The following is a 14,440-nucleotide window of genomic DNA, read 5'->3' on the forward strand; positions in this document are numbered from 1 at the left end:
TCCAGGATATCTTCTGTTGGAAACAATAGGAGGTGATATGAATAGCAAGAATATTGATCTGTTAGAAGCTAAGGATGATGTTTATAATTCTTTTAGACTCATTGAAAATATATTCAAAATAATGGACACGTCTTCGCCAGAAGTATATGGAAATTTAACTAGCTTATATTCTGAAGTCGGTATGGCTCTATGTCATAATTTCCGTAATAAGCTTGGTGATATCTTTGGAAATTATTTTATAGACCGCTGAAGTGACAACAAGCAATTCAAATCAAGATCATAATTTGCTGTAATTAGTTCATCGTAATTGTCTTGTAATGAGTAAAATGCAAATGTTTGTTTAATATAGTTCAATAATGATCGCACTTTTTCTATACTAATTTCAGATGAAATAGCTGCTTGTCGTTTCGAGGTAATATTGTCATTAACTAGTAAGTGATGTTTATCTTTGAAGAAAGGATGTAAACGCCAAAAAAATATTTATAATCTCAGAATTATTGCTTGATAAGCATAGAATGTAGTAAAAACCGAGCTCTGATTTGCACTAACTTCCGCCCTGACTGACAAAAATACCCATGATGATGAAGCTTTTTAATTAGCTAAACGGACCTCTTGGGACATTTACCCCTTGGGTCGGGTTTGCATAGGCCAGGATCATTTACTTGCTGGATCACCTGCCCGGCTTAACTCGTACCGGTGGCGGTGAAGGTCGGATTCTCAATGATTGCTAGGTGTAAAAGCAACTCATCCCATGAGACACCGTCGGCCTATCTGGAATTACCCCATGCACCGATTGACCACAGCCCGCTGAGTTAGGTAGCTAAAAGCCGGGATACCCCCTGTCCTCTTGGTTTCTCGCCGAGCTGGGTGCGCGGGATATCTGGGATTGGGCCAGGTAGAAATGCCCACCGGGATTTTTTCAGTCCCGAATTATGCATATAATGCCGGCAAAGAGGAGGAGGAAGCCTGAACCTAGGCCTAGGAATGAATTTAAAAAATCCCATTATATTAAAGACTTAATAAAAAAGTTCGCGCTGGCGAATATTTTACTCAACCCACTAAATTTATTGGAAAATTTTAATTTATTAATAATTTCGGTAAGTTAAATAATTTTAAAATACTTTTTAACTCTTATAATTACCTTAAAGGATAAGATGATGGATATTAAAGATGACGGGCTAATAATGCCTGCTGATATGGATTCTATAATTGCCGCCCTTGGAGCACTTGAGTCTAAGATCAATAAACAAACAGACACGGAAGATGTTATCCAAGCCCGCTTGAGGTTAGAAAGTGGAAAGTATTTAAACCAAGCCAAAAGTATTATTAAAAAACAAGGATTAAAATGGGAAATTGAAGTTTCTAAAATAATTCCAAAGAAACCTGACGGTACACCAGTCATTAAAAAAACTACTCGTGCTGAAAGAATGAAGGTTGCTTCCCTCAATAATATTGATAAATATCTTTTTCTTGGTTGGGGTAAATTGGTAAAAATATCAGAACTAATTAAAGGAAATGATGTTGAGGTATTTCTGAAAGATTTAGGATTCAACCAAGCAGATATTAAAAATTTTGATTATAGTGAATTTTCCATGGCTATCGATGCCAAGGTTGTTCATAGTTTATTGAAGAAAAATAATATTAATATTTCAATGGATCTTATTTTGAAATCACTTAGGAAAGGTGTGATTTTCGAGGATAAACTTTTAAAGGAACTGTCTGGAAAAGCACGGCCCGATCTAGTATTGAAAAGCTTGATACATTTTGATGTTGTAAATCCAAAGACAAGCCAAGTTAAATCACCTCTAGCTGTTTCATCTGAAATAGAAGAAGTAATGGAAAAGCTGATTACATTAATGGGCAAGGCATTGAAAACTAATACAGTCCCGAAACACATACCCGGCTTCATGTATGAAGACTTAGCACATTATAATTCTATTTTGTATAAATTGTCATTGCCGGCGGAAGAGTAGAGAGAGCTATGAGAATTTACCAATCATCAATAACGGCAGCATCTCTTAGACTTTTAAAAAAGCTAAAGCCAGATATTAAAATACACGTCCTAAGGTCATATTTAGTTGATGGGCCTGGAACCTTCGAAATATTAAGTACGAATCCAGGAAATATAAAGTCATTAGCACTCGATTCTGGAACGTTTAGTATTACTGAAAATACTCACAAGCATCATATTGATGTTTTAAATTATGCTGATTTTTTAGAAGACTGTTCAAGCTTTTATAATTTCTATTTTGGTTTTGATCCTGAACATGGAGACGAAGGGACAGAGTCGAGTATTGAAAATCAACGAATATTAGAAGCCAAGGGATTCACGCCAATACCTGTTATACAAAATTTACAATTGGAAGTAGACTACTATACTTCACAAGCGAGTAAGTATCCATTTGTTGCCATCGGGTCTACACGAAAAAAGAATATTGATGATTTAGTAAAAGCAACAAATATTTTACATTCTGCTAATATAAAAGTCCATTGGTTTGGTATTGGTAGTTTTGCTAAATTAACGAAAGCTCCAGTTTGGTCGTCTGACTGTTCTTCATTTGCACAGTGGATAAAAAATGGTAGGTTAATTTATTTTGATGAAGTTAACGGCAAAGAGGTTTCTTTTGCAACAAGAGAATACAGCAAAAATGGTGAGCCAAATAAAGATTATGTCAGATTACACCCGTTATGTGAAGATTATGAGGAATGGTTGCATGGGAGACTAGGTTTAAGCTTGGAAGATGTTATTCATCACGGCGACATGAAGCTTGCTGTCAATAGCTATTACTTTTATGAACTCGAACAAAAACTGACTAAAGAACAAATGGCTAAAGGTTATATATATGACTGCGAATAAAAAGATAATGAAAGTTAAGGTGCAATTATGGTTATTCCTTGTGAAACATCGCCAGAGTTAAGATTTTATAACTATTTATCACCAAGGCCAAGATGGGGAAATAGCAAAGTAATACGTAATATTGGGAAAAAGGAAGAGATAATAAATATTGCTGCATACATACAAATGCCGAATCATAGAAAGCAGTATTTAAGTTTTGATTTAGATTATGAATGCGCTGCTAGTGTCTGGATGGATGAAGGATTGCCAGAACCTACTTTGATCGTAATCAATAATGAAAATTCCCATGCCCATTTACATTATGAATTGACTGTGCCGTTGCTTTTGCCAATACGCGGTCGCAAAGCTACGTATAGTTCGAAGGCAAAAAGATATTATGACAGTGTTGTGCTTGGCTTGTGTTTGAGAATGAACGGCGACATGGGTTTTAATGGATCAAATATTAAAAATCCTTTCTACCAGTATATCGAGAAGAAACAAGCAGAGATTACAAATGTGCCGTTCACGAGTAAGTGGAAAGTTCATTGGGCTAATTATACATATGATCTCAATGAGCTTAATGAATATGGACTTGATATAAAGAACATTGCGGTTCGACCAGAGATCGATCCAACCAGCAGAAACCAAACTTTATTTGATTCATGTAGGAAGCATGCTTATAAAATTGTTAAACAATATAAGGACGAAAAAATATTTCACCAAGCCGTAGAAATTATTTGTAATCAATTTTATGAAATGTATTTAAAAGATATTGTCAAAGATCACCCATACACTTTAAAAGAAGTAGCATCGGTTGCAAGGTCTATATCTGAATGGACTTGGCGTCATAAAAATGATCCTAGTTTTCCTAATCTAAGTAAGAATCGCGGTGTTATGGGGTTAACTAGAACATTCCAGGAGAAAGGTTCTCCAGAGCATTTACAAGAGATTCGAGAATGTGAGCAAAAAGGAGCATATTATACTCATAGGGTACGAAGAGCTAAAACTATTTCAAAAATTACTGAAGCAGTAAATTATTTAACCAGCAATGGCATACAAGTAGACTACAAAGAGATTGTTAGAATGACTGGATTAAGTTTATCAAGAGTATATGGATATAAAGATTTAATAGATAGTTTAGATATCAAAATATAATTATATAATAATAATATTTTATAATATAATATAACATAATATAGCTATTTTAAATTCCAGCCAATAAAACATTTATGCCATTATCTAATAACCCATTTGGGAAAATGTTCTATTATATGTCTCAATTATAATTCTCATTAATTATATTTTTCTAATTTTGTCAGTGTTCAAAAGTCATATAATATTTTCAAGTAGTTTTGAAAGATATATACAACCAATTTGCAGTTTACAAAGGCCATGGGTGCTTTGTATATTACAATTCCTGTCCTAGCTAAGCTAGGAGATGCTTTATCTTGAAAAGGCATCAAGTCAAAAAATAAACATTACTTAAGATTAACTAGAATAGTCGCTCTCTCCTCGAACTATATCTACTTAAGAATGACTTAGCTGTTATTAAGTAATTATGACAGTAAAGAAGTTGAGACGAAATCTAGCCCGTATGTATATTACAGAAGTTAAGGTGGCTCATATATTGGATGAGGTTCATGGCAAACTGAAATCCGTTGATTTTAAGTAATCATCTGAAAATATTATAGTTCAAGTGCAATAATGTTTGAGTATATGAATGCGATTAGACTCGGGATGGATTCATTGGAATAAAATAGACCAAAGGAAGCCCTTGTGAAAAGATTTTTATGGAGATGAAGAGTTTGATTTTCATAAGGGTGTCTGAAGTTTGTAAGAAACTATCGATTGGTATTCGGTGTAGCATGGAATGTCTTTAAATTTAAGCATAATAAAAGTTGACCCTATAAAAATATAACCCTGCTGTCCATTAGTAGTACAGCGTAATTAAAAGCTACTTAAAAAAATTAGACAGTTGTGATACATCGAATACCAATTGACGTAGCCGTATGCGGGAAAACCGCTTGTACGAATTAGCTGCAACAGAGGGCTAGGACAAGTAATTGATCCTTTCTACTCTTAGGATTCATGTTCCTATCTGATTAATTTAGATAGGAGCATGTTTCTGTGAACTGCAAAGAATATTTTGCATAAAGGTCTTCATCCTATGAGGACCTTTTTCTTTTATTTGCTTTAACGGCAAAATTGATCCGTCTTTTCTACCTGCTGTCGATCTTCCCCCAGTCCGGTACATTGACTGTACCTGTGACACCTCCCCGTAAAATCCCTTCTCCTGGGTTTTTGGGGCTTTTCCCATGCCCGGGTGTCAGTCGATGGCAAAAAGCCGCGTACGGGGCTCCTGGGGCCATATATGGGCATCTCGCTTGTTCCGGCTGGGTGTTTTTGCAAAATTTTAAGGTTAATTTGCGTAAAACATGCATATTTTGCCGTTAAACCAACGATTTAAACCTATTTAGACAGATATACCTATTAACAACAACATTTCTATGCAAAGGAGTTGTTATGGGTGTCAAGAATGAAACCAATGGTGAAAACCAAGATCAACAGTCGAAGAAGAAACTTGAGTCAAAATACGACCCAAAGCTTTTAAGGCAATTTGTCAAGGAAGGTCTTGATGCAACACAAATTATGCAAAAGATGTCTATCAGACACAAGCAGACCTTGAAGCAATACATCCTTAAATTGATCAGCACTGACAGAGTGCTGTATGAAGTTAAGGACTTGTATATCAAGGACTCGAAACGTCCGAGAGTAAATCAAGCTGGATTTTTACGAATTAACCTGAACGCTCACGACCTCGGTGACATTGAAGTTAACGAAGGTGATGAGTATTCAGTCGAAGTCAATGGCAATCAGATCATCCTGACCAAAATTCACCCATAACACTCTAACTGAAATGTCATGTAGATACGTCTGCATGACATTTCTTATTGTGAGCAAGTAAAGTAATTTATTCTAATACAATTAGTTACTCTGCAATATTTGCATGCTTTTGCATCATATTTTTATAATTCAGAGCTATATGTAATTATAACTCTGTCCATTTCATTTTGAACAATAAAATATAAATATAATTAATATATCCAAAGTACGATTCTACATAGAAACGGACATTGGGATTTTAATGGTGGATAAATCAAAGAAAAACAAGGAGATAATCTGGACCTGTTGGAGCTTGCCCCAGGACAAGCAGTTTCCAATGCTTGATTTTACCATGTTTTAAACCAGAAACAAGGATTGGAGGCGGTTATGAAGGTTGAACCGATAATAGACATGAAGCATATCAAGTGCATAAAAAAGCTCTTGATCACTAACAAAAGAGACAGATTGCTATTCATAATGGCAATCAATACTGGCCTGCGTGTGCAAGACATTTTGGCATTAAAAGTGTCAAGTGTTAAGACCAGTAATACTGGTGACAGAGTTTGTCTCAAGGAAAAGAAAACTGGCAAGGAAAATGTATTCATTGTGAACAAGGAGATTAAGTCAGCTCTTGATGATTATTTTGGAGCAGTTGAAGTCCATGACGATGACTACCTATTCAAAAGTAGGAAGGGGCAGAACAGTCCATTAACAACATATGCCGTCACTAAGATGGTTCAGCGGTGGTGTGATGAGATTGGTTTGAAGATCAATGCTGGTGCTCATACACTCCGTAAAACATGGTGTTATCAACAACGAACATATTTTAAGGTTAGTTGGGCTTTGCTAGCATCTAGGATGCAACATAGTTCTCCGTCAATTACAAGAAGATATCTTGGAATTCAGGAGGAAGAAGTAGAGGACATTCTACTCAATACTATTTAAACTTCAACCAAAGGAGCCAAAAGCTCCTTTATTTAGAAAGTTTTAATGACTGAATTTTAAATTTGGTTAATTAACTCGATATTTGTTGAATTACTTACGAATTTGGAGGTTATTATGGGCGTTTATCAACGTGATGGTCGATGGTTGGTTTATTGGAATGAAAACGGCAAACGTCGTGACAAATCATTCGGAAGTGGAGATAATGGTAAATATCAAGCCGAAGTGTTTGATGCTGCTGTGAAAAATGCTAAAGCTAACAATCAAACTGTACCTGATCCAAGCTTGGTGCAAACTTACCAAGCCCCGGTAATCAACGTAAGTCAAATTAGTTATGAGCCTGTTATTCCAGTGGCTGTTGTTGAAACTGGTTCAATAACGTTCGGAAAGCTTGCACAGAAGTATTTGGAACACTTAAGTGCTTCAGGTAAGACCGAGAAGCACATTTTAACTATTGCAAACCTTTTAAAAACCTGCTTTTTCAATCTTCTCGACAAAAATAAGTGTGTGGATAACATGACGTATGTTAATGACATTCTGCCGTTTATTAAACACTTTCAAGGAGTGAGTAATATTACTGGCAAACCAAGATCACAAATAACAGTCAATCGCTATTGCGATTATGTCGATGCAATCTTTAACTTTGGCATTGAAAATGAGTTGTCAAAGACCAATCCTATGTCAAAGCGGAAACGTTCGAAGGAAAGACCGCGTGATGTTCAGCTTAACATTGAGGACATGAAGAAAATTATGGATAAAGCTGAACCTCATTTAAAATGGGCAATGGAAGTATGTTTTAACCTTGGTACTCGACCAGGAGAATCTGAACTTCTTTCGCTTAAGTGGAGTAATGTTGATTTCACTAAAGCAACCGTCCATATTTATGCTACAAAAACCAAAACCTTTAGAACAGTACCGATTAAGGTCTCATTTCTCGAAAAGCTTAAAGCTATGCGTGAGTATTCAACATCGGAATACATTGTTGAATACAACGGTCACCAGATTAAATCTTTAAAAGGTTCATTCAGAACTGCTTGTGAACTTGCAGGGATAAACTACCCTGTTCGAATGTATGATTTAAGGCACTTGTTCGCTACAACTTTATTAAGTAACAATGCGGACTTGGCAGCAGTGTCAAAGTTAATGGGGCACGCTACCGTTAAGATGACAGCTGACACATACTATCATTATCTTGAAGGAGAAAAAGAACGCGCTGTTAGCATGTTGCCAGACATTGTTTAATGGGTATGAGGAGAGTCGAGAGGCTCTCCTTATACTTTATTTTTTAACATAGAAATACTTAACATTCGTAATTGCTGATTGTCAAATGTTAGCATGGCTAGCATAAACTAAAAACATTATAATTGTTAAATGATTTGAATGACCGTATAAACGATTGTAGTTATTTTTAACTTTCATTAAAAAGCTATATACGTATTTACTTACTTACGCCTGTGGCTGGACTGTTGGCACTGCCGCCAAAAAACGACCACATATCAGTTGGTTACAGCCAAAAAGAAGCTTTGGCAGCCAACTATTTAACTAGAAAGTCCAATGATTTCAGCTATATATGTGGAATGGCATTCAAGAGGTCGTGGGTTCGATTCCCTCCAGCTCCACCAAGAAGAATGCCAAGGGGTTACCGAGAAATCGGTGACCCCTTTTTCTTTGCCTAAGCGCCAACGCCGCCAACACTAGGGTTTGGCGGGTATGTACCAAGCCAGAACCATTTCCCAGCCCACCTGTTAGACCAAGAAACCATTCCACGGTCGCTTGAATTTTTTTCAAGAGGTCGCCCCACCCTCCGCCTCTTTCGCTCCTGTCAAAAATAATTCCCTTACTTTATGCGTGGTTGCATAAGAAAAGAAACCACGGTCGCTTGGGCGGTTTTCAAGAGGTCGCCCCCCCCCATTTTGGACTTTTGGACTTTTAGGGTGCAGCCCATGAAAATTTTCTGGCCACATTTTTCGCCGGCGGTGCTTTTGGCTGACCCTGCCCGAGAAAGTGCCGCAGGAACTGGCCTATGGAGTCACGGGTGCAGGGATTTTACCGGGGGCGGTTGGTTTTCCTGGTCCTGTCCCATCCGCCCCACCCGGCCGCCGGCCCGGACACCCCCTGGATTCGCGCGGCAGGGGGGCTTCCTGGGCCGTTCCACTGGGACAGGGGCCTTTGTCCCCCCGGGCCTGGTCCCGCTCCAGGGTGGCCCTCCTAGGGTGAAAGTCCGATTTACCTTGGGCTTGGCCCATCGGCAGGCAATGCGCACAAATAAATCTCAGTGAACTTGCTGAGCTTTTTCCCGCCTGCCTGATTTCTCTCCGGTTATTTCAAAATGCCCTCGAAAAAAGCACTAGACAGCGTTGGGCCGCGAGCCTATATATTAGTCGTGTCCCTAGTGAAGGTTGTGAGCAACCCTAGCGGAGGCGATGCCATTGGGTGAATCAATTGTCGGAGAGTTTTCCTCGCAGTAGAGCACTTGAAGGCCAGTAAAAAATGAAATCTGGCAAGCAGCATGGAACAGGGCTCGGAACGTATTCGGCAAAATTGATCGCTGAAGCGCTTGGCTATAAGATGGAAATGCATACGTCTGACGAAGCAAATGAAACTACCATTGTGATCACTTTTTGTGATTAGCATGAAGTCCTCAGAACTCCACCTAAACGCTGTTGTTGCGGGAGCTCTTCAGTCATTATTTCTCAGGGCTAACAAGCCAAGAGGGAAACGATGCTTCAGCCATTAACCATCCTAGGCAAGCAGGATCATTTCGATCCAAAAGATATCCTGACTGCCCCTATTGATGCTATCGTCTGTTACTGCGGCAACGTAACAAAAGGGCAGGTGCTTGATGCCATCAGCGACGGGGCAAAAACACTTGCTGAAATCAAAGAGTCTACAGGGGCTTGTACTTCTGCTAGCTGCAAGGAACTTTCGCCACGTAGACGGTGATGTTCCCCTGAAATTAAAGCCCTCCTAGGTTAGGTGGGTCCATGAAAATCAGTACTTGGTTACTCACGTCAGGTCTGCTTGAATGAGCACAGATGCGGGTTTTTACGCAAGAACAGCCCAAGTGAGCACCATGTCGACGGTAGTTTATTCGGCCCCATTGCTTTCCTGGACCTGCCCCGTCCGCCCCACCTCGCCGCCAGCCCGGACACCCCCTGGATTCGCGCGGTAGGCCCCCTTCCTGGGCCGTTCCCCTTGTCCTGGGGCCTTTGTCCCCCTGGCCTGGTCCCGCTCCAGGGTGGCCCTCCTAGGGTGAACGTACGGTTTCTCTAGGGCTTGGGACATCGGCAGGAAATGCGCATAAATTTTCCAGCGAACTTACTGACCTTTTCCCCGCCTGCCTGAATTCACCTCGAAAAAAGCACTAGACAGCGTTGGGCCGCGAGCCTATATCTTAGTCGTGTCCCTAGTGAAGGTTGTGAGCAATCTTAACGGAGGCGATGCCAATGGGTGAATCAATTGTCGGAGAGTTTCCCTCGCGGTAGAGCACTTGAAGGCCAGTAAAAAATGAAATCTGGCAAGCTGCAGGTGTGGCAAACACTAGCTCTACGTTCATAGTCGAGGAGCAATCGTCAACCCATAAGTCTTTCCAAGCAACGTAACATTACTGGCCCCGACCTGTACCGTCGGGGCCTTTCTTTTTTGCAGTAGGAGGGCTGGTGAAGCAGAGATTTGCCCCAATAGGCACGCCAAGGACGCCTCGGATTTGGTTAATGTCCATTATTTCAATATGATAAATACGATTTTGGACATTTGGACATTTGCAGTGCATCCCTGGAAAAAATTGAAGGGCGAGAGGCAAATGCTCCTTTGGCCGCTTGCCCTGGACCTCCAGACTGAGCGGTGGCGAGGATTGTGCCGCAGTGATAGCCGGAGCTAGAACTACGGCGACGGGGATTTGCCGGGGCCGTTTGGTCTTCCTGGTCCTGTCCCCTGGCTGCGGCCACGGCCATTTTGGACATTTGGACTTTTGAAGTGCATCCCAGAAAAAATCTTCGTCAGCGAACATAGCCTCCGCGCCGCTTAGCCCGGGCCAGCTCTGCCACTCAGAATTGAAGCTCCGGCACTTCAACCCCAGTACCCTTCTCGATCCACTCTGCTACGAGACGGCGATGGCAGAATTCGCCGGCTTTTTCGAAGCATAATAAAGTAGCGTCATCACCGAAGATTCTTATAATTTCATCTAGAACTTCTTGGGGGTTAAGCTTTGACAAGACGACGCGATAATATTCTTCGGTATATTGTTCGACTGTGATCGACCCTTTCTTCCAATAATCAACGAGATACATGGGCGGGGCAAGTTTTTTGTATTCTCTTGATTTTGTACCCCATCGGTATTTTTGTTGTGAAATGGCTACGGGATTTTTGATTTTTTTCTCTTGTGCATAATATGATGTGGTTATCATGGCCAGTCCTGTGGTTTTGAAGTGCGTTCTCGTTTATTTCGTTGCCACAGAAGCCGCCTGAAGTCACCTTGATTTCAGCCCGCTGAGGAGACGCTCCCTGCACCCTTGGCGAGTGAGTTTTGGACATTTGGACTTTTCGAGTGCATCCCATGAGATTTTTGGCCCCGTGACGCTCGCCGCCGGCGGTTTTGACCGAGGCTGATGCAGTGATGGGTGCAGGGATTAGTCGGTTGTAGCGCAAGGGACTGGGGTTTTACCAAGGCCGGGTGGTCTTCTCGGACTTGGCCCGTGTCGGCCACTGGAAAATTTCAGGTGAAAGATACTGTCCCGTGAGACCCCGATAATCCACTAGCAGTTTCTCGCTGTCGGCGTCGAAAGCTGATTCTGTAGAGCAAATTGACTCTTGACTTTTTAGTTGGGCCCGTGGCATTTGACTCTCACCCATTAAAAAGCGCCCCAAATACTAGGCGGTGGGTTTCATAATAATCTGGCCAAATAGTCAATAATGCCGCTTTAGCCGGCATATCCTCCTAGCTCCGCCAATTCAAAAAAACCGTTGAGATAATTTGTCGAGTGCCTTTCGCTATGGTGTTAGGGGCTTTCCCCTTTCCTCGCCATAGTTTCGGCACGCGCGGCCAAATGGTTTTTTCTGCTTTCATCTATAAGCTTAGGAGCCAGCTATGGTTTCTTCGTTTAAGTCTTCTCTCCTGGGCAATGGCCAGGGTCTCTGTTCGTCTGCGGTTAAAGTTGATGATGCGCAATCTTTCGGATCGTGTCCGAAAACATGCCCCCCCCAGAGCATCGTAAGCGGGCACCAGCGCTCCGGAAAGGTTAAGCAACAAACCTCGCCGCCGTGGCCAGCACAATGCCTCGATCCCCAGGCGGACCCGGCCCGCACATGTCCTGTCGGGGCGGAGGCCGCGTTCACTGAGGTCATGCCCATCTCACAGCCCGAGGGCGTCGCTCTCCCCAATGCGGCAAATGTTGTGAATGTCTTTGGCAACTTCAACGTTGGACTCACTGCGCCCAGTCAAGGGCTGCGGCCGATCTTCGCCTATCCACTTACGGATTTGGGGAACGCCCAGAAGTTCTACCGCGTTTACAATAAATTCTTCATGTATGATCATGAGAGTGCACAATGGGTCGGGTGGGACAACGACAAGAAGCGCTGGCTTACCGGGAGATTAGCCCGTCAACTGATGATGCGCTTCGTGATGAAGCTGGTTGACGAACTGTACCGTCAGGCCAAGTCCCTCCGCCCTTTGCGCACTCGTAATGGGGAGGAGGTGACGCCGGAAGAGGCCCTCGCTTGGGCCAAGGCTACATCGCAGAACAGCCGTAAGAAGGCTGTGCTGGAAATGGTCCGCGACCTGCCCAAAGTGCGGGTAGCCAAGGCCGAACTTGATAGCGACCCCTACCTGCTCGGCGTAGCCAACGGCGTCCTTGATTTGCGGACCGGGACGCTGATCGAGAACCGCCCTGAACTGCGCATCACGCGCTACGCCAGTGCCGCTTACCGCCCGGATGCCGAAGCACCGATCTTCCAGGGCTTCATGCGCCAGATTTGCCTGGGCCGCCAGGATCTCGTGGACTTTCTCCAGGAAGTTTTCGGCTATGCCCTGTCTGGACTCATCAAGGAGCACGCCTTCTTTATCCTGGTGGGAACAGGTGCGAATGGGAAGTCGACGCTCGTGGAAATCTTCCTCTATCTGCTCGGCGAGTACGGTATTGGGATGCCCGGGCACGCGTTTTTAAAGTCCAATTCCCGTGCTATTCGCAACGACATCGCTCGGTGGCCCGGTATTCGCTTGGGGACAATCGCCGAGGCCAACGATGGCATGTCCTTCGACGAGTCGCTGCTGAAACGTAGCGTAGCCGGTGATGTCATGACTGCTCGCTTTATCGGGAAGGAATATTTCGATTTCCATCCTGTCGCGAAATTCTTCCTGTCCGTCAACACGCTGCCCAAGATTACGGGGGCGGACAATGGAATTTACCGCCGCTTGGTCGTCATTCCCTTCGACGGCGATTTTCAGGCCACGATGGACCGCGACCTCCCGGAAAAGTTGAAGGCCGAGATCGATGGAATCCTGGCCTGGGCCGTTCAGGGTTTCCTCCGTTGGCAGGCGCGCGGCCATCTCGTGAAGCCCGACTGCGTGGTCGAAGCCTGCAAGGCGTATCGGGCCGAGATGGACACGGTACAGTCCTTCCTGGACGAGTGCTGCATCCTTGATCCGAACGTCTCGACGCCGCTTGGCGTCTTGTATGAGGCTTACAAGAACTGGGCCAAGGGCGCGGTCGTCGACCCTGCCAACCTGCACTTGTTCGGAACCCTGATGGGTCAGAAGGGCTTCAAGAAGGTCAAGTCCGGGACATGGCGTTGGAAAGGTGTCGCCCTCAAAGCCGCGCCCACGGTCGTCAAGCCCAGTCCTTTCGGGATGACCACCCCGCCGCCGTCTGCGGTTGCCAGTGCTTCCTCGTTCGCCGGCATGCCGCAGTAATCCTCCCGAGCAACCATCTGCGGGGGCTACGGCCCCCGCCATTCCCTTACGGAGATTTGCTATGACGACGCCCCTGAATCAAGCCAGCCTGGGGTTGGCAAAAGAATATAGTCTCACGCAGGCCGAGTACCATGCCCTTGTGCGTGGATTCAAAATCGCTATGAAGTTCAATCCTCCGTCGTTGGTCTTGCAAAATTCCAACCTCATGGCGTTCACCGAAGACCGTATGGCATTCATTCAAGCGGATTATCATTCGTCGGAAAAGGATCCTTTGGTCAAGCCGCTCGTTACCATGGCGTTCGTGCCAGACAAGGCCGTCATCAAGGAGGCGAAGGCAATCCGTGGCGAGGGTAATGTTCGCATTAGCTTTAAGGCAGAGCATTGCCACATCCATGGCGATCATACCGATGCTAGTTTTCCTGCGATACCAGTACCAGATGGCGCTTACTTCGCCATGCCACCCATCTCGTGGTTCGGCGCCAAACTGTCGGAGTACGATTCGAAGGACTTTGGCAAGTACATTGGTAAGATCGGCAAGGGAAAAGAAGCGGTGCATCTCGCCGTATACGGTGACCAACTTGAGCAAGTCTGGGTCAATGGGGCGAGTGGACCTTATACCTTCACGGCAGGAATGGCCGAGCGCCTCGCCAGCCGTATTCCGAGCTTGGTGCTCAAATCACAGGTTGCATTCCGGTTCATCGGCCACAAGCAGACACTTCAAATCGGGACGTTGAACGATCAATACGTTCTTCGCGCCACCACCCCTATCGACATGGGTGTTGACTTGGTTGTCACCGAGGTCTTGGACGTCGTGTCCGCCAGCTAGCGCATCGAAAATAAACCGGGGCTGCGACGGATGTCGTGGCCCTGGT

Annotated in this window: 11 protein-coding genes; 10 read left to right on the forward strand and 1 reads right to left on the reverse strand. The window is 43.6% G+C overall.

The genetic code is table 11. From position 1 onward, the window contains the following. Window positions 1-37: 37 nt before the first annotated feature. The 8 genes from DMR_RS22205 (at window position 38) to DMR_RS22830 (ending at window position 9,604) form a co-directional block, all read left to right on the forward strand. Window positions 38-250, forward strand: a complete 213-nt coding sequence (locus tag DMR_RS22205; protein ID WP_052278925.1) for a hypothetical protein — start codon at window positions 38-40, stop codon at window positions 248-250. Window positions 251-1,157: 907 nt separating this feature from the next. Next, complete coding sequence (locus DMR_RS24135) at window positions 1,158-1,973, forward strand: hypothetical protein (protein ID WP_148208325.1); 816 nt, start codon at window positions 1,158-1,160, stop codon at window positions 1,971-1,973. Between the two features lie 8 nt (window positions 1,974-1,981). Next, window positions 1,982-2,857: a hypothetical protein gene (locus DMR_RS24140; protein WP_012749670.1), complete on the forward strand. Its 876-nt coding sequence runs from the start codon at window positions 1,982-1,984 to the stop codon at window positions 2,855-2,857. A 27-nt stretch (window positions 2,858-2,884) separates the two neighbouring features. Beyond that, window positions 2,885-3,991: a replication initiation protein gene (locus DMR_RS00405; RefSeq protein ID WP_012749671.1), complete on the forward strand. Its 1,107-nt coding sequence runs from the start codon at window positions 2,885-2,887 to the stop codon at window positions 3,989-3,991. 1,368 nt (window positions 3,992-5,359) lie between these two features. Beyond that, on the forward strand, window positions 5,360-5,740 hold the full coding sequence (locus DMR_RS00410) for a hypothetical protein (protein WP_012749673.1): 381 nt from the start codon (window positions 5,360-5,362) through the stop codon (window positions 5,738-5,740). A gap of 366 nt (window positions 5,741-6,106) precedes the next feature. After that, window positions 6,107-6,664, forward strand: coding sequence for a tyrosine-type recombinase/integrase (locus DMR_RS22820; protein WP_012749674.1), 558 nt, complete (start codon window positions 6,107-6,109; stop codon window positions 6,662-6,664). Between the two features lie 114 nt (window positions 6,665-6,778). Continuing rightward, on the forward strand, window positions 6,779-7,903 hold the full coding sequence (locus tag DMR_RS22825) for a tyrosine-type recombinase/integrase (RefSeq protein ID WP_012749675.1): 1,125 nt from the start codon (window positions 6,779-6,781) through the stop codon (window positions 7,901-7,903). A 1,479-nt stretch (window positions 7,904-9,382) separates the two neighbouring features. Further along, complete coding sequence (locus DMR_RS22830; RefSeq protein WP_012749678.1) at window positions 9,383-9,604, forward strand: (2Fe-2S)-binding protein; 222 nt, start codon at window positions 9,383-9,385, stop codon at window positions 9,602-9,604. Between the two features lie 1,103 nt (window positions 9,605-10,707). Here the strand turns inward: DMR_RS22830 and DMR_RS00415 are convergent. Next, window positions 10,708-11,067 carry a DUF488 family protein, N3 subclade gene (locus DMR_RS00415; protein WP_012749681.1) on the reverse strand — a complete coding sequence of 120 codons (360 nt, stop codon included), beginning with the start codon at window positions 11,065-11,067 and terminating at the stop codon, window positions 10,708-10,710. A 935-nt stretch (window positions 11,068-12,002) separates the two neighbouring features. Here DMR_RS00415 and DMR_RS00420 point away from each other — a divergent pair. Both DMR_RS00420 and DMR_RS00425 read left to right on the forward strand, forming a co-directional pair. Then, entirely contained in the window at window positions 12,003-13,568 is a 1,566-nt protein-coding gene (locus tag DMR_RS00420; RefSeq protein ID WP_148208326.1) for a DNA primase family protein, read from the forward strand. Between the two features lie 61 nt (window positions 13,569-13,629). Continuing rightward, on the forward strand, window positions 13,630-14,394 hold the full coding sequence (locus DMR_RS00425; RefSeq protein ID WP_012749684.1) for a hypothetical protein: 765 nt from the start codon (window positions 13,630-13,632) through the stop codon (window positions 14,392-14,394). Window positions 14,395-14,440 lie beyond the last annotated feature (46 nt).

Origin of the sequence: Solidesulfovibrio magneticus RS-1, assembly GCF_000010665.1 — a bacterium.
Taxonomy (GTDB): domain Bacteria; phylum Desulfobacterota; class Desulfovibrionia; order Desulfovibrionales; family Desulfovibrionaceae; genus Solidesulfovibrio; species Solidesulfovibrio magneticus.

Coding starts and splice junctions, on each gene's coding strand:
- DMR_RS00425 (WP_012749684.1), top strand. CDS start 13,630: ATGACGACGCCCCTGAATCAAGCCAGCCTGGGGTTGGCAAAAGAATAT.
- DMR_RS22825 (WP_012749675.1), top strand. CDS start 6,779: ATGGGCGTTTATCAACGTGATGGTCGATGGTTGGTTTATTGGAATGAA.
- DMR_RS24140 (WP_012749670.1), top strand. CDS start 1,982: ATGAGAATTTACCAATCATCAATAACGGCAGCATCTCTTAGACTTTTA.
- DMR_RS00410 (WP_012749673.1), top strand. CDS start 5,360: ATGGGTGTCAAGAATGAAACCAATGGTGAAAACCAAGATCAACAGTCG.
- DMR_RS22830 (WP_012749678.1), top strand. CDS start 9,383: ATGCTTCAGCCATTAACCATCCTAGGCAAGCAGGATCATTTCGATCCA.
- DMR_RS00420 (WP_148208326.1), top strand. CDS start 12,003: ATGCCCATCTCACAGCCCGAGGGCGTCGCTCTCCCCAATGCGGCAAAT.
- DMR_RS22820 (WP_012749674.1), top strand. CDS start 6,107: ATGAAGGTTGAACCGATAATAGACATGAAGCATATCAAGTGCATAAAA.
- DMR_RS00405 (WP_012749671.1), top strand. CDS start 2,885: ATGGTTATTCCTTGTGAAACATCGCCAGAGTTAAGATTTTATAACTAT.
- DMR_RS24135 (WP_148208325.1), top strand. CDS start 1,158: ATGGATATTAAAGATGACGGGCTAATAATGCCTGCTGATATGGATTCT.
- DMR_RS00415 (WP_012749681.1), bottom strand. CDS start 11,067: ATGATAACCACATCATATTATGCACAAGAGAAAAAAATCAAAAATCCC.
- DMR_RS22205 (WP_052278925.1), top strand. CDS start 38: ATGAATAGCAAGAATATTGATCTGTTAGAAGCTAAGGATGATGTTTAT.